Origin of the sequence: Methylobacterium indicum, from assembly GCF_017347565.1 — a bacterium.
Taxonomy (GTDB): Bacteria; Pseudomonadota; Alphaproteobacteria; order Rhizobiales; family Beijerinckiaceae; genus Methylobacterium; species Methylobacterium indicum.
The window spans coordinates 5,286,120-5,302,348 of the sequence record NZ_AP024145.1 but is presented as its reverse complement, the minus strand read 5'-3'; the positions used below and the strand labels follow the sequence as shown (position 1 = coordinate 5,302,348).

The 16,229-nt window shown below is 72.8% G+C and carries 15 protein-coding genes; 5 read left to right on the top strand and 10 right to left on the bottom strand.

Annotation, left to right across the window (positions count from 1 at the left end; all coding sequences use genetic code 11):
* Positions 1-12: 12 nt before the first annotated feature.
* From miv_RS24580 to miv_RS24550, 7 genes are all read right to left on the bottom strand, one after another.
* On the bottom strand, positions 13-669 hold the full coding sequence (locus tag miv_RS24580; protein ID WP_207179440.1) for an ABC transporter ATP-binding protein: 657 nt from the start codon (positions 667-669) through the stop codon (positions 13-15).
* Complete coding sequence (locus tag miv_RS24575; RefSeq protein ID WP_207179432.1) at positions 656-1,426, bottom strand: ABC transporter ATP-binding protein; 771 nt, start codon at positions 1,424-1,426, stop codon at positions 656-658. Before miv_RS24575 ends, miv_RS24580 begins: the two co-directional genes overlap by 14 nt.
* Positions 1,423-2,355, bottom strand: coding sequence for a branched-chain amino acid ABC transporter permease (locus tag miv_RS24570; protein WP_207179431.1), 933 nt, complete (start codon positions 2,353-2,355; stop codon positions 1,423-1,425). Before miv_RS24570 ends, miv_RS24575 begins: the two co-directional genes overlap by 4 nt.
* Before the next feature lie 31 nt (positions 2,356-2,386).
* The gene (locus miv_RS24565; RefSeq protein WP_207179430.1) at positions 2,387-3,319 is read right to left on the bottom strand and encodes a branched-chain amino acid ABC transporter permease; all 933 of its coding nucleotides are present in this window, start codon (positions 3,317-3,319) and stop codon (positions 2,387-2,389) included.
* Positions 3,319-4,662, bottom strand: a complete 1,344-nt coding sequence (locus tag miv_RS24560) for an ABC transporter substrate-binding protein (RefSeq protein ID WP_207179429.1) — start codon at positions 4,660-4,662, stop codon at positions 3,319-3,321. Before miv_RS24560 ends, miv_RS24565 begins: the two co-directional genes overlap by 1 nt.
* 177 nt (positions 4,663-4,839) lie before the next feature.
* Positions 4,840-5,409: a Uma2 family endonuclease gene (locus miv_RS24555; RefSeq protein ID WP_207179428.1), complete on the bottom strand. Its 570-nt coding sequence runs from the start codon at positions 5,407-5,409 to the stop codon at positions 4,840-4,842.
* 154 nt (positions 5,410-5,563) lie between these two features.
* Positions 5,564-6,040: a DUF3237 domain-containing protein gene (locus miv_RS24550; protein WP_207179427.1), complete on the bottom strand. Its 477-nt coding sequence runs from the start codon at positions 6,038-6,040 to the stop codon at positions 5,564-5,566.
* A 208-nt stretch (positions 6,041-6,248) separates the two neighbouring features.
* On the opposite strand from miv_RS24550, the gene miv_RS24545 reads away from it, so the two are divergent.
* The 3 genes from miv_RS24545 to miv_RS24535 all read left to right on the top strand — a co-directional run bounded on the left by miv_RS24545 (position 6,249) and on the right by miv_RS24535 (position 10,534).
* Positions 6,249-7,913 carry a tannase/feruloyl esterase family alpha/beta hydrolase gene (locus miv_RS24545; protein WP_207179426.1) on the top strand — a complete coding sequence of 555 codons (1,665 nt, stop codon included), beginning with the start codon at positions 6,249-6,251 and terminating at the stop codon, positions 7,911-7,913.
* 102 nt (positions 7,914-8,015) lie between these two features.
* Positions 8,016-9,326 carry a lipopolysaccharide biosynthesis protein gene (locus miv_RS24540; RefSeq protein WP_207179420.1) on the top strand — a complete coding sequence of 437 codons (1,311 nt, stop codon included), beginning with the start codon at positions 8,016-8,018 and terminating at the stop codon, positions 9,324-9,326.
* 8 nt (positions 9,327-9,334) lie between these two features.
* Positions 9,335-10,534: a GNAT family N-acetyltransferase gene (locus miv_RS24535; protein WP_244748690.1), complete on the top strand. Its 1,200-nt coding sequence runs from the start codon at positions 9,335-9,337 to the stop codon at positions 10,532-10,534.
* Here miv_RS24535 and tsaA read toward each other — a convergent pair.
* Entirely contained in the window at positions 10,500-11,051 is a 552-nt protein-coding gene (tsaA, locus tag miv_RS24530) for a tRNA (N6-threonylcarbamoyladenosine(37)-N6)-methyltransferase TrmO (RefSeq protein WP_207179416.1), read from the bottom strand. The genes miv_RS24535 and tsaA overlap by 35 nt on opposite strands.
* A 97-nt stretch (positions 11,052-11,148) precedes the next feature.
* Between tsaA and miv_RS24525 the strand changes: the two genes are divergently transcribed.
* Complete coding sequence (locus tag miv_RS24525; RefSeq protein ID WP_082711228.1) at positions 11,149-12,642, top strand: AMP nucleosidase; 1,494 nt, start codon at positions 11,149-11,151, stop codon at positions 12,640-12,642.
* Between the two features lie 42 nt (positions 12,643-12,684).
* A complete protein-coding gene (locus miv_RS24520; RefSeq protein ID WP_058618460.1) occupies positions 12,685-13,218 on the top strand; it encodes a hypothetical protein in 534 nt (177 codons plus the stop codon).
* A gap of 69 nt (positions 13,219-13,287) precedes the next feature.
* Here miv_RS24520 and miv_RS24515 read toward each other — a convergent pair whose 3' ends face one another.
* Both miv_RS24515 and flhA read right to left on the bottom strand, forming a co-directional pair.
* Positions 13,288-13,818: a gamma carbonic anhydrase family protein gene (locus tag miv_RS24515; protein WP_048427972.1), complete on the bottom strand. Its 531-nt coding sequence runs from the start codon at positions 13,816-13,818 to the stop codon at positions 13,288-13,290.
* Between the two features lie 70 nt (positions 13,819-13,888).
* Positions 13,889-16,006, bottom strand: coding sequence for a flagellar biosynthesis protein FlhA (flhA, locus tag miv_RS24510; protein WP_207179414.1), 2,118 nt, complete (start codon positions 16,004-16,006; stop codon positions 13,889-13,891).
* Positions 16,007-16,229 lie beyond the last annotated feature (223 nt).

Sequence of the window (16,229 nt, the reverse complement as noted above, 5' to 3'; positions counted from 1 at the left end):
AATCTCCTTGCGTTACGCGGCCGAGATCTCGCCGCGCTCGATCTGGATGGTGGTGTCGACGAGCGCCCGCAGCAGGTCCGGGCTGCTCTCGGTGATCAGGATCGCGACGTCGGGGAGCGCGGCGCGCAGGCGCGCCAGGGCCTCGGCGTAGCGAAGGGCGAGCGCCGGGGCGAGGCCCTGGAACGGCTCGTCGAGGAGCACCGCGCGGGTGCCGACCATCAGGGCGCGGCCGAGCGCCACCATCTTGCCCTGGCCGCCCGACAGGCCCGCCGCCTTGCGCGGCGCGAAATCCTTGAGTTCCGGCAGGAGCGCGTAGACGGAATCCAGCCGCCGCGAGACTTCCGCCTTGGGTAGTTTGAGCACCTGGGCCGGCAGCAGCAGATTGTCCTGCACCGTGAAGCTGCCGAACAGCTTGCGCTCCTCCGGCGCGTAGCCGATGCCGAGCCGCGCACGGTGATGCGCCGGCACGGCACCGGCCTCCTGCCCGTCGAGGACGAGCCGGCCGGCCTGGAGGGGCCGGAGCCCCATCAGGGCGCGCAGCGTCGTGGTCTTGCCGGCGCCGTTGCGGCCGATCAGCGCCACGCGCCCGCCCGGCGGCACGGCGAGCGAGACGCCGCGGAGCACGGGGGCGCCCGCGATCTCCACCGCCGCTCCCTCAAGCCGCAGCATGGGCGCCTCCGTTCGGTGCGATGCCGATCACCGTACGCTGCACCTCCGGATCGTTGAGGATCCGGGACGGGGACCCGAGCGCCGCGATCTTGCCCTGGCCCCAGACGGCGACCCGGTCGGCGAAGCGCCCGACCACCTCCATGTCGTGCTCCACGAAGACCGCCGTCACACCCGCCTCGCGCAGGACCCGCACCAGGGTCTCGACGATGGCCATTTTTTCCGCCGCGGCGACGCCGCTCGTCGGCTCGTCCATCAGGAGGAGGCGGGGCCGGAGCGCCACCGCCATGGCGATGTCGACGAGCTTGCGCGCGCCCTCGTTGAGGGCGTCGGCCCGCACGTCGGTGATGCGGGTCAGCCCGAAGCGCGCGATCAGCTCCGCCGCCTCGTCGCGGAAGCGCGGGCGCAAGAGCGGGTTCAGCACCGACCACACGCCCTCGCGGGACGCGACCGCGAGGGCCACGTTCTGGAGCACGGTGTGCTCGGTGAAGAGCTGGGGCAGCTGGAAGCTGCGCGCGACCCCGAGCCCGACGATGCGCCGCGGCGACAGGCCGAGGATCGGCTTGCCCTCGAAGGCGATCGTCCCCCCTTGCGGCTTGAGGTAGCCGGTCGTCATGTTGATGAAGGTGGTCTTACCCGCGCCGTTCGGGCCGATGATCGCCAGGAACTCGCCGGCCTCGACGTCGAGGTCGATCCCGTCCGCCGCCTTGAGCCCGCCGAAGGCGAGGCGCAGACCCTTTGCCGAGAGAAGCGCGGTCATGCGGCCCTCCTTCGGCTCGTGATCATGCCCCAGATGCCGCCCGGCGCGAACACGATGACGGCCAGCAGCACGAGGCCCAGCACCAGCTGCCAGGCATTGGCGAAGGTCGCCGCCGCGTAGACCCGGGTCAGCTCGTAGGCCGCCGCCCCCAGGAACGGCCCCAGCACGCTGCCGGCCCCGCCGAGGATCGCGATGAAGACGAGCTCGCCCGAGGTGGTCCAGTAGCTGAGTGCCGGGGTGACGTGCCGGGTGGTGAGCGCGATGATCGCGCCGGCGAAGCCCGCCATCACGGCCGACGCCACGTAGGCCGCGAGCAGCACGCGCTTCGGGGACACGCCCATGAAGTCGAGCCGGGTCTCCCGGGTCTTGATGCCGGCGAGCGCCTCCCCGAGCGGCGAGGCGAGCGCCACCCGCACGAGGCCGCCGCAGGCAAGCGTGAGCACCAGGGCGATGCCCAGCACCGTCCACTCGCCCGTCTCGCCGGCGAGCGGCTGCCCGAGGACCGTCACCGGCGGGAGCCGGATGCCGTCGGCGCCGTGGGTGAGCGCGTAGAACTTTTCCAGCACCGAGTAGAACACCATGCTGAGCGCGAGATTGAGCATGCCGAAGAAGATCTCGCGGTAGCGCACCACGAAGAGCCCGATCAGCAGGCCGACGATCCCGGCGAGCACAGCGGCGGCCGGGAGCAGCAGCAGGGCCTCCGGCACGAGAACCGCGCCGAACGCCACCGTGTAGGCGGCGAGCGCGAGGTAGAGCGCGTGGCCGAAGCTGACCTGGCCGGCCCGCAGCAGGAGCAGGATGCCGAGCACGGCGAGCCCCTTGGCGAGCGCGATGGTGAGCACGAAGCGCAGCCACGGCACCGCATAGGCGAGGGCGAGGATCAGCACGGCGCCGGAGAGCGCGAGAATCGTTTCGGAGCGGCGGGTCATCGCGCGGCGCCTCCGTGCAAGGAATGGCAGGTCATATCCGCCGGGTCTCCGCCACGCCGAACAGGCCTTGGGGCCGAAACAGCAGCACCGCCACCATGATGGCGTAGGGCACCACCACCTCGAATTCCGGCGCGACATAGACCGCGAAGGACCGGCCGAGGCCGATGAGGAGGGCGGCGACCGCCGCCCCCTCGATCTGGCCGAGGCCCGCCGTCGCCACCACCGCGAAGGAGAGCACGATGGTCGAGGCGCCGACGCCCGGCACCAGCGAGACGGTGGGGGCGGCGAGCGCACCGCCGAGCGCCGCGAGCGCGGCGCCGACCGTGAAGGTCAGCATCGTCACCCTGGCGGCGTCGATCCCCATGGCCCGGGCCGCCTCGCGGTCGACCGTGACCGCCACGACCATGCGGCCGGTCAGCGTGTAGCGCAGCACGTAAGCCAGGATGGCCAGCGTCGCGAGGGCCACACCCGGCAGCACGTAGAGCTGGTAGGCGGTGAACGGGATCGCGTCCTGGCCGAACGGCACGTCGACGGTGCCGAGCCATTTCAGCGGCGCGTCGAACACCACCGGCTGCACGCCCCAGACCAGCTTCTGCAGGTCCTCCAGGATCATGAACAGCGCGAAGGTGACGAGGAGCTGCAGGACCGGCTCGCGGTCCTGCATCCGGCGCAAGAGCAGCCGCTCGATCACCGGCCCGAGCACCACGCCGACCAGCACCGCCGCGGCGAGCAGGATCGGCAGGCCGAGCCAGGGCGGCGCGCCCAGCGAGGCAGCGAACAGCCCGATGGAGGCTGCCGCGTAGCCGCCGATGGCGTAGAGGCTGCCATGGGCGACGTTGAGCACCCGCAGCACGCCGAACACCAGGTTCAGCCCCACCGCCACCATGAAGACGGCGGCGGCGTAGGAGAGCCCGTCGAGCAGGGCGAGCCCGACGAGGATCCCGTTCTCCGACAACCAGGCCATCAGCTCTTGAAGGCCTGCGCCTGCGGGAGCTTGGCCACCATGTCGGGGGTCAGCGTCTTCAGCCAGTCGGCACTCTTCTGCCCGACCGGCGTCGTCACCGACTCGGCCGGGAAGACGATCATGTCCGTGAGCACCGGGAACGGGTACTTGTCGGAGTGCAGGGTGGTGCCGATGAGCTGGTTCTCGAGGCCCTGGCCGTCCTCGCGGATCCGCACGCTCGCGGTCGGCGAGGGGAATTCGAGGCCCTTGAAGGCGGAGGCCAGTTCCGCATCGGTCGGCCAGCCGCCGCCCTTCGCCGCCACCGCCTTCTCGATGCCGGCCTTCATCGCCGAGACGGCCTGGGCCATGTGGAAGCACGGATAGATCGGCCAGGAATTGTACTTGGCCTTGTAGGTGTCGCTGAAGCGCTTCAGCCGCTCCGGATCGGCCGGGGAGGGGTGCAGGAACCAGTGGTCGCCGCGCGCGCCGACGATGTGGCCGGCCGGCAGCGCCTTGCCGACCCGCTGGAGCGAGGATTCGGCGAGCGGCATCACGAAGGTCGCGCGCTCGAACAGCTTACGGTCCGAGGCTTGGCGGATCAGCGCGTCGAGGTCGCCGCCCCAGGAGGTCGACAGCACCACGTCGGGCCGCAACGCCAGCACGCGGGTGATCTCGGTCGAGAAGTCGGTGGCGCCGAAGCGGGGAAACAGCTCGGCCGCAACCTTCACCCCGGGCTTCAGGGTGTTCATGGCGGTGCGGAAGATGTCCCAGGAATCGCGGCCCCAGGCATAGTCCTGGTTGATCACCGCGATCGACTTGAAGTCGGGCTTGACCTTCAGGAGGTAGAGGAGCGCGGCCAGGATCTCCGGCGTGGCGTTGGCCTGGGTGCGGAAGGCGTACGAGTAGCGGTTGTCCTCGAAGATGCGCTGGGTGCCGCAATCCCACAAGAGCGTCGGGCGCTTCAATTCGTCGGAGAGCGGCGCGCAGGCGATGCAGTCCGCCGACGAGATCGCCGCGAAGATCAGGTGCACGCCCTCCGACTGGACGAGGCGGCGGTACTCGCCGACAACATGGTCGACGCCCGGGCCCTCGTCGACGAAGATCGGCCGCACCTTCACCCCGGCGATCCCGCCGGCCGCGTTGATCTCGTCGAACAGCATCTCGGCGGTCTGGCGGCCGGGCACGCCGAAGACGCTGGCCGGACCCGACAGGTAGGTGGCGATGCCGACCTTGATCTCGGCGGGCTTCGCCGCGCCCTGCGCCCAGGCGCTGCGGCCCGGCATCAGCAGGCTCGCTCCCGCCGCGCCCGCTCCGATCAGCGCCTCGCGCCGCGTGACGACACCGTCACGACCCGTCCCGGCCATGCCTTCCTCCCTGACTTCCGACGCGGGCCGGCCCCTCTGGAAATGGCGTCGGGGGCCTGGCCACGGGCGGGATCATGGGGGCGCGGTGACCTCCTGTCCAATAGCTTGTTCGGGCTCGTGCCAGAGGTTCGAGATATGGGAGTGGACGGCGCCCTCGCCCGTGACGGCGGGCCGCCGCTAGGCGAGCGGCGTGAATTCATAGATCGCGGCGAGCGTCAGCGTGACGCCGATCTCCGGCAGGTCGACCGTGTCCATGCAGGCGGCGGGCAACAGGCCGCCCGCTGGGTTCCGGCGATGCACCGTCACCGCACGCCGGTCCTGGCGCACCAGCACGACGCTCTGGATCGAGGCGACGGCGGCGTAGGCGGCGAGCTTCGAGGCCTGGCGCCGCGGGGTGTCGCTGCGCGACAGGATCTCGAACACGACGAGCGGCGAGGGCGTCACGCAGAGATCGTCGCGGCCGTCGTCGGGAGCGACGAGGATATCGGGTGCCACGGTGCGGGCCTCGCCCGGCACCGGCACCTGGCTCGGACCGGAGGGACGCCAGGAACAGGCTTGACGGCGCCAGTGCTGGCGAAGGGCCTCCAGGATATTGGTCTGGATCCAGTCGTGCCGCCGCGTCGGCTGGGCGTTCATCAGCGGCACCCCATCGGCCAGCTCCCAGCGCTCTCCGGCCGGCCGCTCGGCGAGGAAGGCCAGGAAGCCGTCGAGGCTCATCGGAGGGTCACGCGTCTCGGCGGCGCGCATGGCGGGCGCTCCCGTACATCCTCGGCGAGGATACCACGTCTCACGCCAGCCGGAACGCCCGCACCAGCACCGCGGCCCGGGCCGGGCGCAGGCTGTGCAGGGTTGCCGACGAGCACCAGCCGGTCGAGCCAGGCATGCGGCCTCTCGGGCGCCGTCACACCTCGATGGTGGAGAACCGGTAGTCCGGCGCGCCGTCGCGGCCGGGATCGATCAGGACCTGGTTGCGGACGGTCAGGATCGCCCCGTCCTCGGCCTGCATCTCGTAGAGGGCGTCGAGGCGCCGGACGCCGTCCTTGCGCACGAGCTGCCGATCCGCACCGCCGGGCAGCACCGTGCCGCGGATCCGCGGACCCTGGAAGCGCCCGCCGGTGATCGGCACGATCCGGCGCTCGCCGAGCGGCGAGTCGCCGAGGGAGACCAGCGGGGCGATCTCGACCACGGCCTCGTAGACGAACTCCGTGCGCGGCGGCACCAACGGCAGGTCGGAGAGGGGGCCGGCAGGAGGGGCGGGCGTCTCCGCGGCCGCGGCCAGTCCCGAGAGGCCGAGACCCGACAAGGCGGCACCGGCGAGCGCGGCACCGGAAACGAGCAGGGCCCGACGGTCGGGGTGCGGCGCGGCACGGTCCGGCATGGCGATTCTCTCCCTGGTCCTTGTCTCCGGCGATGATGCGCCCGGCCGGCAACCGGCGACAGGGGGGCCGGCATCCTGCCGCAGCGTTCCACCCGACGAATTGCCCCGGCCGCGCTTGACGGGCTCGACCCGTCCGGGCCGAGTGGCGGACGCGAAGCCGGGCCGGGCGCGCGACGGCCCGGCGGATCTCCGGGGCTGGGGGTTGCCGATGGGACGTGACGTCAAGCGGAGGGCGCAACCGCGTCGGCCGGTCCTCCGGCCCATCCTGGTCCTCGCCACATGTCTGTCCGGGCCGGCGCTCGCCGGGCCGCTCGCCTGCGGCGACCTCGCCGGGCTCACCCGCCCGGACCTGCGCATCGACCGGGCCGAGGCGGTGCCCGCCGGCACCCTGCCGGCCGACAACCCGGCCCGTGCCGCGCTCACCGGCGCCGCGCGGGCGAAGGCGGCGCTGCCGGCCCACTGCCTCGTCGAGGGCACGATCGACCCGCGCACCGGCGCCCGGGGCGTACCCTACGGCACCGGCTTCCAGCTGCGCCTGCCGGACGCCTGGAACGGCCGCTTCCTGTTCCAGGGCGGCGGCGGGCTCGACGGGGTGGTCGGCGAGGCGTTGGGCGCGATCCCGGTCTCGGGAGCGACGGTGGCGCCGGCCCTGCTCAGGGGCTACGCCGTGGTCTCGACCGATTCCGGCCATCGCGGCCGCGACAACGCCGACGCCGCCTTCGGCCTCGACCAGCAGGCGCGGATCGACTTCGCCTACGGGGCGGTCGGCACCGTGACGCGGGAGGCCAAGGCCCTGGTCGCGGCCCGCTACGGCCGGCCCCCGGCCAAGGCCTACTTCATGGGCTGCTCCAACGGCGGCCGCTCGGCCCTGATGGCGGCGACGCGCTTTCCCACCGCCTTCGACGGCATCGTCGCCGGCGCCCCGGCCTTCCGCCTGAGCCGGGCGGCCCTCGCTCAGATCTGGGACACGAGGAGCTTCCTCGCCGCCGCTCCGAAGGACCCGGAGGGCCGGCCGATCCTGGCCGAGGCGTTGAGCCCCGCCGACCTGACCCTCGTGGCCGACGCGGTCTTGAAGGCCTGCGACGCCGCCGACGGCCTCGCCGACGGGTCGGTCGAGGCGGTCTCCGCCTGCCGCTTCGATCCGGCCGGCCTCGCCTGCCCGGGGGAGAAGACCGCGACCTGCCTGAAGCCCGCACAGGTCGAGGCCCTGCGCCGCGCCTTCGGGGGCGCCCGGGACGGGCAGGGGCGTCCGGTCTACGCCTCCTTCGCCTGGGATCCGGGAATCGCGGCGCCGGGCTGGCGGGCCTGGAAGCTCGGCACCTCGCGGACCGCCACGCCCGACGCCCGCAACGTCACCCTCGGGCCGGCCGCGATCGCGAACTACTTCCTCACCCCGCCCGATCCGGGCTTCGACGCGCTGCGCTTCGACGTCGACCGCGACACCCCGCGCATCGCCGAGACCGCCGCGCTCAACGACGCGACCGGCACCTTCCTGTCGACCTTCACGGCCCGCGGCGGGCGGCTCCTCGTCTACCAGGGCGTCGCCGACCCGGTCTTCTCCGCCCGCGACCTCGTCGACCACTGGCAGGACCTCGCCCGCCACAACGGCGGCGCGCAGGACCTGGCGGCCGCGGCGCGGCTCTTCCTGGTGCCGGGCATGACCCATTGCGGCGGCGGGCCGGCGCTGGACGACTTCGATCCCCTGAGCGCGATCGAATCCTGGGTCGAACGGGGCGAGGCCCCCGACCGGCTCATCGCCCGCGGCACCGCCTTCCCGGGCCGCACGCGCCCGCTCTGCCCGTTCCCGCAGGAGTCCCGCTACCTGGGCGGCGAGCCCGACCGCGCCGAGAGCTTCGCCTGCCGCACGCCCTGAGCCGGCGGCATGCAACCGAGCGTTTCGCGCGGCGGGCTTAACCCGCCCGCAAGCCCGGCCCGCTAAGCAGAAGGCTCGCGCGGCGCGGTTCGGAGCGGCGGAATGGCGGCCGGGGCATCTCTCGGCGAGGCGGAGGCCGGCGGCAGTGCCGGCACCGCGCTCGCGGTGTTCGGCGTGCGGATCGCCGCGGCGGCCTGCGCCTTCGTGGCCCAGGTGCTCATGGCCCGGCTGATGGGCGGCGAGGAATACGGGATCTTCGCCACGATCTGGGTCTGGACCGCTTTGCTCGGCCACGCCTCGACCTGGGGCCTGTCCCAGGCCGCCTGCCGCTTCCTGCCGACCTACCGGGCGCAGGGCGCCGCCGGGCCGGAGCGCGGCTTCCTCGTCTTCGGCGCGGTCTTCTCGCTCGCCGCCGCCTCGGTCCTGGCGGCGGCCGGCGCCGGCACGCTCTGGCTCCGGCCCGGCCTCGTGGCGGAGGCCTACCGGGCGCCGGTTCTGGTCGCCGCGCTGGTTCTGCCGCTCTTCGCGCTCCAGGATTTCTGCGAGGGCGTGGCGCGGGGCCGCAACTGGACGCTGCTCGCCGTCGTGCCCCCGTACCTCCTGCGCCAGGGCCTGATCATGGCGCTGATGCTCGCCGCGGTCGGGTTCGGCGCCCCGGCGGAAGCCGGGATCGCGGTCGCCTGCACGCTCGCCGCCACCGCCCTGTCGCTGGCGGTCCAGGCGGGCCTTCTCGCGGGGCGCCTGTGGGCCGAGCGGCGGCCGGGCCGGGCACTCTATCCGTGCGGCGAGTGGCTGCGGGCCGCGCTGCCGATGGCGCTGATCGATCTCGCCGGCTCCGGCTTCAACTTCGTCGACGTGCTGGTGCTCGGCTTCCTGCTGCCGCCCGCGGAGGTCGGGGCCTATTTCGCGGCGACGCGGCTGCTGCAATTCGTGGTCTTCGTCCAGTACGCCGCCTCCTCGGTCACCGCGCAGCGCTTCGCGGAGGCGCAAGCCCGGGGCGACCGGCCCGGGCTCGAGGCCCTGGTGCGGCGCTGGTCGCGGCTGACGCTGCTGGCGACGCTCGCGACCGGGCTCGGCGTGGTCGGGGCGGGGCCGCTGCTGCTCGGCCTGTTCGGGCCCGATTTCCGCGCCGCCCTGCCGCTGCTCGCCATGCTGGTGGCCGGCCACGGGCTCGCCGCCGCCTGCGGGCCGGCGGAGGATTTGCTGACGATGCTGGGCGGCGAGCGCGCCTGCGCGGCCGTGACCATCGGGCTCCTCGCCGTGGCGGTGCTCCTCACCCTGGCGCTGGTGCCGCTGCTGGGCCTCGCCGGGGCGGCGCTGGCGGCTTCCCTCGTCACCGCCGGCCGCGGCGCCGTGCTCGCCCTCTTGGCCTATCGCCGCCTCGGCCTCCTCACCCCGGCCTTCGCCCGATGAACGCGCCCGTGATCCCCCTGCCGACGCCCGCCCTCGCTGCGATGACCGGCGAGGCCATGACCTGCGAGGCCATGACTTGCGAGGCCATGACCTGTACGGTCACGACGCTCGCGGCCCTCTCCCGCGAGCCCGCCGCCTGGGACGCCCTGGTGGCCGGCGCGGACCGGCCGACGCCGGACTATTCCCGGCGGGTGCTGGAGGCGCATCGCGACAACGGCCTGGCGCCCGCGGACCTGCCCTGCCTCGCGGTGCGGCGCGGGCCCGATCTCGTGGCCTTGCTGCCCTACCGGATCGGGCGCGGCCCCCTCGGATGGGGCCGGGTCGCCCGGCCCTTCACATCCCCGTACCTCACGGTGACGGCGCCGCTGGTGGTCGCCGGCCCCGACGGCCCGCCCGCTCTCGCGGCGCTGGCGGCGGGGATGCGCGGCCTCGGCTGCCCGTGGTGGTGGCCGCTCCTGCCCACTGAGGACGGCGTGGGACCGGCCTTCCTCGCGGCGCTCGCCCGCGACGGCTGGGGCCGGGCGGAGGTCTCGGCGTTCCAGCGCCCCGTCCTCGACCGGCGCGCCAGCCACGACGCCTTCCTGAAGGGCCATCCGCACAAGGGCCGGCTCAAGGACCTGCGCCGGCGCCGGCGCCGCCTGGAGGAGGCCGGTCTCCTCTCGGTCGAGGCGGTCGGGCCGGACGGCGACCTCGCGGGCGCGGTGGCGGAGTTCCTGGCGCTCGAACGGCGCGGCTGGAAAGGACGGGCGGGCACCGCGCTCGCCTGCCGGCCGGGCACCGCGGGCTTTGCCCGCGACGTCTTTCGCGCCGGCGACGGGCCGGTGACGACGCGCGCCGACCTCCTGCGCCTCGACGGGCGGGTGGTCGCGGCGAGCCTCGCTCTCGTCTGCGGCGGCACCGCGATGCTGCTCAAGACCGCCTACGACGAAGACCTGCGCCAGCTCGCCCCCGGCGTGGTGCTGGAGGCCGAGATCGTCCAGGCCCTGCACGAGACCCGCTTCGCCGACCGGCTCGATTCCGCCACCCTGGCGAGCGCGGTGCTGGACGATCTCTACCCGGAGCGGACGCGCATCGCCGAGACGATGCTCTCGCCTCCGGGCGGCCCGGCGCCGTCGCGGCTCGCCGACCGGGCGAGACGGCAGCAGGCCGCCAAGGCTTGGCTTAAGGCTTGGCTCAAAGCGCGGCTCGCCCGTCTGCGTCGGCGCTGATGTCCGGCTCGCGGGCCGAGTCGGCCTCGCGCCAGCCGACCCGGGCCTGCGGCTTGGCATCGGTGGAGGCGAAGTAGGGCTTGATGTCGAGGAGCGGCGTGCCGTCGAGGCAGTCGAGGCCGCGCACCCGCAAGCAGGCGCCCTCGATGCCGAGAAGCTCCACCACCGAGACGGCGATCGGGTTCGGCCGGGCCGGCGAGCGCAGCGCGAAGGTGCCGCGGGGCGCCGGCGCGTGGCGGGGCTGCTGCGCCACGAGGTTCCGGGGCGCCCGGTCCATCCAGTAGAGCACGATCAGGTGGGTGGTGCCGGACAGCTCCCGCAGGGCGGGGGCGAAACGCGGATCGACCTCCAGGGTGCAGACCGCGTCCGACTGGCCCGAATTGCGCGGGCAGGCCGCGCGCTCGGTCCAGGGCGTGCGCACCCGTCCGACGAAGTAGAGCCCGGCATCGAACGCCGCGGGCAGCGCGACCGTCTCCTCCCCCGGCCGCGGCCCGAATTCCGTCTCCGCACCGTTCATCGCGTCACCTCGCTTCCCCGAAACACGCAGGAGCCGGGTCGCCCCGGAGCGGCACCCGGTATAGGCTGGCGCGCAGGACATCAGGGAGACCGACCGCGTGTTCGCCGACGAGCTGAGACCGATGGAGACGGTGGCCGACCCCGAGACGGCGGTCGATCGCCTGGCGAGCCTGCACACCGCCGCCACCGGGAGCCTGCGGGACGCGCTGAACCGCTTCCTCGCCGAGGGCGTGCCGCCCGATTCCGCCGAGCGGCTGACCTTCCGCTATCCCGAGCTGCGCCTGACCTACCGGCCGACCGGACCGATGCCGCGGATCTCCCGCGCCACCGCGAAGTTCCAGGGCCCGGGCGTCTTTTCCACCACCCTGACCCAGCCGGGCCATTTCCGCCCCTACCTGCTCGAGCAGCTGCGCCCGCTGGTGCAGGATTACGGCGCCACGATCGAGGTGGGCCTGAGCGCCCAGGAGATCCCGTACCCCTACGTCGTCGAGCCGGGGGCGGAGCTCGCCCGGGGCGTGACGTCGAGCGACCTCGCGCGCCACTTCCCGACCCCGATGCTGTCGAGCGTCGGCGACGAGATCGCCGACGGGCTGTGGCTCGACACCGACGACGAGGTGCGCCCGCTCGCCCTGTTCGACGGGCCGCGGGTCGATTACTCGCTGCGCCGCCTTGTGCACTATACCGGGGCCGACTGGCGCCAGATCCAGCCCTGGATCCTGCTCACCAACTACCACCGCTACGTCGACCAGTTCGTGCGCGTCGGCCTCAAGGCGCTGGTCGCCGAGCCGGAGCGCTACGCCCGCCTGGTCCTGCCCGGCGGCGTCTCGGTCGAGGCCGGGGAGGCGGCGGGCGCCCAGGCCGAGGCGCTCATCGCCGCCTCGCCCTGGCACCGGTTCCAGATGCCGGCCTACCACCTCGTCGCCCGGGACGGCCAAGGGCAGCCGGGGCAGGGGACCAGCCTCGTCAATATCGGCGTCGGGCCGTCGAACGCCAAAACCATCACCGACCACCTGGCGGTGCTGCGGCCGCATTGCTGGCTGATGGTCGGCCATTGCGGGGGCCTGCGCCAGTCGCAGACCATCGGCGACTACGTGCTGGCCCACGGCTACCTGCGCCGCGACCGGATCCTCGACGAGTTGGTGCCGCCCGACGTGCCGATCCCGGCGCTTGCCGAGGTCCAGGTCGCGCTCCAGGAGGCTGCCGCCAGCGTCACCGGCGAGCGGGCGGAAGCGCTGAAGCAGCGTCTGCGCACCGGCACCGTCGTCACCTACGACGACCGCAACTGGGAGCTGCGCTGGTCGCAGGAGCGGCGGCGGATCAACCTGTCGCGGGCGATCGGCGTCGACATGGAGAGCGGCACCATCGCGGCGCAGGGCTACCGCCTGCGGGTGCCCTACGGCACGCTGCTCTGCGTCTCCGACAAGCCGCTTCACGGCGAGATCAAGCTGCCGGGCGCCGCCAACGCCTTCTACGAACGGGCGGTGGGCGAGCACCTGCTGATCGGGCTCGCCACCCTGGACGCCCTGCGGCGCAACCGGCACGGCCTGCACTCGCGCAAGCTGCGCAGCTTCGACGAGCCGCCGTTCCGGTAACAGAGGCCCGATGACGGAGGCTTTTCAACGGAGACTTGGCGCGTGGCGTCCCTGCCGATCTCGAACAGCCGCCACGTCGCGATCGCGGAGGGCGGCGCCACCCGCGTCGTCGCGGTGGCCGACCTCGCCGCCTCCCTCGGGGCCGAGGCGCTGATCCGCCTGCACGAGGCGGATTTCGCCGCCCTCGAGGCCGTGGAGCGCGATCTCGTCCACTTCAACCTGGAGCGGACGATCAACCGCACCGGCACGCGCTACGCCCTCCTGCCGATCGTCCGGCCCGGGCGGCGCCGGCCCGGCGGGCCGGAGGAGCTGCCGATCCTCGACCCGACCCGGTTTCGCACCGGCCTGTGCGTCGCGGTGCGCCAGGGCGTGCCGGTGGCGGCGGTGACGCCGGACCTGTTCGCGATCTCGCTGCCGACGATCCGCGACGCGAGCGCCCTGGCGGCGGCCCTGGTGCGCCGCTACGCCGAGCTGTTTCCCGATCTCGGCCCGGACGACATCGTCCGGCGCGGCTGCGCGATCACGCGGCTGCGTCTCGACGCTCCCGGTCGGGTCCCGGGCGCCGAGCCGGCCTGATCGGCCGGCCGAGATCGCGGGCGGCCCAAGTCGCGGGCGGCCAACACATCGCGGGCGACGACGTGAGGCTCAGTCGATCCGCCGCAAGCCTTGCGCGAACCGCTTGGCGTTGGCGACGTAGCGGTCGGCCGAGGCGCGCAACCCCGCGACCGCCGCCTCGTCGAGGACCCGCACGGCCTTGGCGGGCGCGCCGACGATCAGGCTGTTGTCGGGAAATTCCTTGCCCTCGGTGACGAGGGCGTTGGCGCCGACGAGGCAGTTGCGGCCGATCTTCGCGCCGTTGAGGATCGTCGCCCCCATCCCGATCAGCGAATTGTCGCCGACCGTGCAGCCATGCACGATGGCCCCGTGCCCGACCGTGATGCCCTCGCCCAGGGTGAGGGGGAAGCCCGCATCGGTGTGGAGCACCGCACCCTCCTGGACGTTGGTGCGGTCGCCGACCGTGATCGGCTCGTTGTCGCCGCGGATCACCGCACCGAACCACACCCCGACCTCGCGGCCGAGCCGCACCCGCCCGATCACGTGGGCATCCGGGGCGATCCAGGCGCTGCCGTCCTCCGGCACGACCGGGCTGACGGTGTCGAGGGCGTAGAGCGGCATCGGATCCTCCGGGTGGTTTGCCCTCCCTTTCGCATGGCGAGAGGGCGGCGTCAGCCCGGAGCGGGGCGGCTCACACCGAGCCGACGGTCTTGAGCCGCGCCCGCGGGTGGATCTCGGCCTGGCTCATCACCGGCGTCTCGCGGCGGAAGCGCTCGATGATCGAGCGCACGAAGGGCCGGGCCTGGACCGAGGTGACGAGGACCGGCATCTCGCCGATCCGCGCCGCCTCCTCGAATCGGTCGCGCACGGTGGTGACGAAGTCCGAGAGCTTCGAGGGCTGCATCGCCAGGTGGCGCTCGTCGCCATGGCCGACGATCGCCTCCATGAAGGCGCTCTCCCAGGCCGGCGACAGGGTGATGATCGGCAGGACGCCGCCCGGCCCCTGGTACTGGGCGCAGATCTGGCGGCCGAGGCGGGCGCGCACGTGCTCGACGATGTCGCGCGGGTTCTTGATGTGGCCGGCCACCTCCGCGATGCCCTCCACGATGGTGCCGAGGTCGCGGATCGAAACCCGCTCGGAGAGCAGGTATTGCAGCACCCGCTGGATGCCCGTGGTGGCGATCTGGCTCGGCACCACCTCCTTGAGCAGCTCGCCGTGCTCCTTGGGCAGCTCCTTGAGGAGCTTCTGCACCTCGACGTGGTTGAGGAGATCCGAGACGTGGGCCTTGATCACCTCGGTGAGATGGGTCGAGACCACGGTGGCGGCATCGACCACGGTGTAGCCCTTGAGCTGGGCCTCGTCGCGCAACGCCGCGTCGACCCAGGTCGCCGGCAGGCCGAAGGTCGGTTCCAGGAGGTGCTGGCCGGGCAGCTGCACCTGGCCGCCCATCGGGTCCATCGCCATGAACTGGCCCGGGAAGATCTGGCCGGTCCCGGCCTCGATCTCCTTGACCCGGACCACGTAGGTGTGGGCCTCGAGCTGGACGTTGTCGAGGATGCGCACCGAGGGCATCACGAAGCCGAGCTCCGCGGCGAGCTGCCGGCGCAGGGCGCGGATCTGGTCGGTGAGGCGGTCCTGGGCCGCCGGCCCGTTGACGAGGGGCAGGAGCGCGTAGCCCATCTCGAGCTTCAGGTCGTCGAGCTTCAGGAGGTCGGCCGCCGTCTCCTCCTTGGCTTCCGCGGCGGTGGCCTCGGCGGCCTTGTCGGCCGCGGCATCGGCCTGCGCGGGGGTCGGCAGGAGGGCGATGCGCCGGGCGAGGTAGGCGGCGCCGAACCCGAGCGCGAGGAAGGGCAGCATCGGGATGCCGGGCAGGAGCCCGATCAGGATCATCACCGCGGCCGACATGCCGAGCGCCTTGGGGTAGTTGGCGATCTGGCGCCCCAGCGCCCGGCTCGCCGGCCCGCGCACGCCGGCCTTGGAGACGAGGAGGCCGGCGGCGGTCGAGACCACGAGGGCCGGGACCTGGCTCACCAGACCGTCGCCGACGGTGAGCAGCGTGTAGGTCTTGCCGGCCTCCGCGAAGGTCAGGCCCTGCTGGGCGACGCCGATGATGATGCCCCCCACCACGTTGATGACCGTGATGAGGAGCGCGGCGATCGCGTCGCCGCGCACGAATTTCGAGGCGCCGTCCATGGCGCCGAAGAACGAGGATTCGTCCTCGAGCGACTGGCGGCGCGACCTTGCGGTCTTCTCGTCGATGAGGCCGGCCGAGAGGTCGGCGTCGATCGCCATCTGCTTGCCGGGCATCGCGTCGAGGGAGAACCGGGCCGCGACCTCGGCGATGCGCCCCGAGCCCTTCGTGATGACGACGAAGTTCACGATGATCAGGATCGCGAAGACGATGATCCCGATCAGGAAGTTGCCGCCCATCACGAAATGGCCGAAGGCCTCGATGACGTGGCCGGCCGCCGCCGTGCCCTCGTGGCCGTGGCCGAGGATCAGCCGCGTCGAGGCGAGGTTGAGCGCCAGCCGCAGCATCGTGGTGATGAGCAGCACCGTCGGGAAGACCGTGAACTCGAGCGGGTTCTCGATGAACAGGCCGGTCATCAGGATCAGGACCGACAGGATGATCGAGACCGCCAGCAGGAGATCGAGCAGCAGGGCCGGCAGCGGAAAGATCAGCACCACCAGGATGGCGAGCACCGAGACCGCCAGCACCAGGTCGCTGCGGCGCGTGAGCGCGACCAGATCCGCCCGCGACGGCAGCGCGAAGATGCGGCCTGCGCCGAGGGCCTCCGTATCGCTCATCTCGGTCCGCACTCCGCCACCACCCGGCAATTCCTGCCGGGTGCGTGGTTAGGGAATGGTTAACGAGGCCGGACACCGCCGCCGGATCGGGCCGTCCGGCGCGCCGTACGGATGGGACGCCGCATAATAATCCATCCGATGATGGAACGATTTTCATGTTCTAACTTTGTGCGGCGCACCATAATGCACAATGCAATTTCGCACCGCGACGATCAAGCTCGGC

Bases quoted from the DNA above. Each gene is read 5' to 3' on its own strand.
- miv_RS24540 (WP_207179420.1), top strand. From the start codon at position 8,016: ATGGCGGCCGGGGCATCTCTCGGCGAGGCGGAGGCCGGCGGCAGTGCC.
- miv_RS24555 (WP_207179428.1), bottom strand. From the start codon at position 5,409: ATGCGCGCCGCCGAGACGCGTGACCCTCCGATGAGCCTCGACGGCTTC.
- miv_RS24570 (WP_207179431.1), bottom strand. From the start codon at position 2,355: ATGACCCGCCGCTCCGAAACGATTCTCGCGCTCTCCGGCGCCGTGCTG.
- miv_RS24575 (WP_207179432.1), bottom strand. From the start codon at position 1,426: ATGACCGCGCTTCTCTCGGCAAAGGGTCTGCGCCTCGCCTTCGGCGGG.
- tsaA (WP_207179416.1), bottom strand. From the start codon at position 11,051: ATGAACGGTGCGGAGACGGAATTCGGGCCGCGGCCGGGGGAGGAGACG.
- miv_RS24550 (WP_207179427.1), bottom strand. From the start codon at position 6,040: ATGCCGGACCGTGCCGCGCCGCACCCCGACCGTCGGGCCCTGCTCGTT.
- flhA (WP_207179414.1), bottom strand. From the start codon at position 16,006: ATGAGCGATACGGAGGCCCTCGGCGCAGGCCGCATCTTCGCGCTGCCG.
- miv_RS24545 (WP_207179426.1), top strand. From the start codon at position 6,249: ATGGGACGTGACGTCAAGCGGAGGGCGCAACCGCGTCGGCCGGTCCTC.
- miv_RS24560 (WP_207179429.1), bottom strand. From the start codon at position 4,662: ATGGCCGGGACGGGTCGTGACGGTGTCGTCACGCGGCGCGAGGCGCTG.
- miv_RS24515 (WP_048427972.1), bottom strand. From the start codon at position 13,818: ATGCCGCTCTACGCCCTCGACACCGTCAGCCCGGTCGTGCCGGAGGAC.
- miv_RS24565 (WP_207179430.1), bottom strand. From the start codon at position 3,319: ATGGCCTGGTTGTCGGAGAACGGGATCCTCGTCGGGCTCGCCCTGCTC.
- miv_RS24580 (WP_207179440.1), bottom strand. From the start codon at position 669: ATGCTGCGGCTTGAGGGAGCGGCGGTGGAGATCGCGGGCGCCCCCGTG.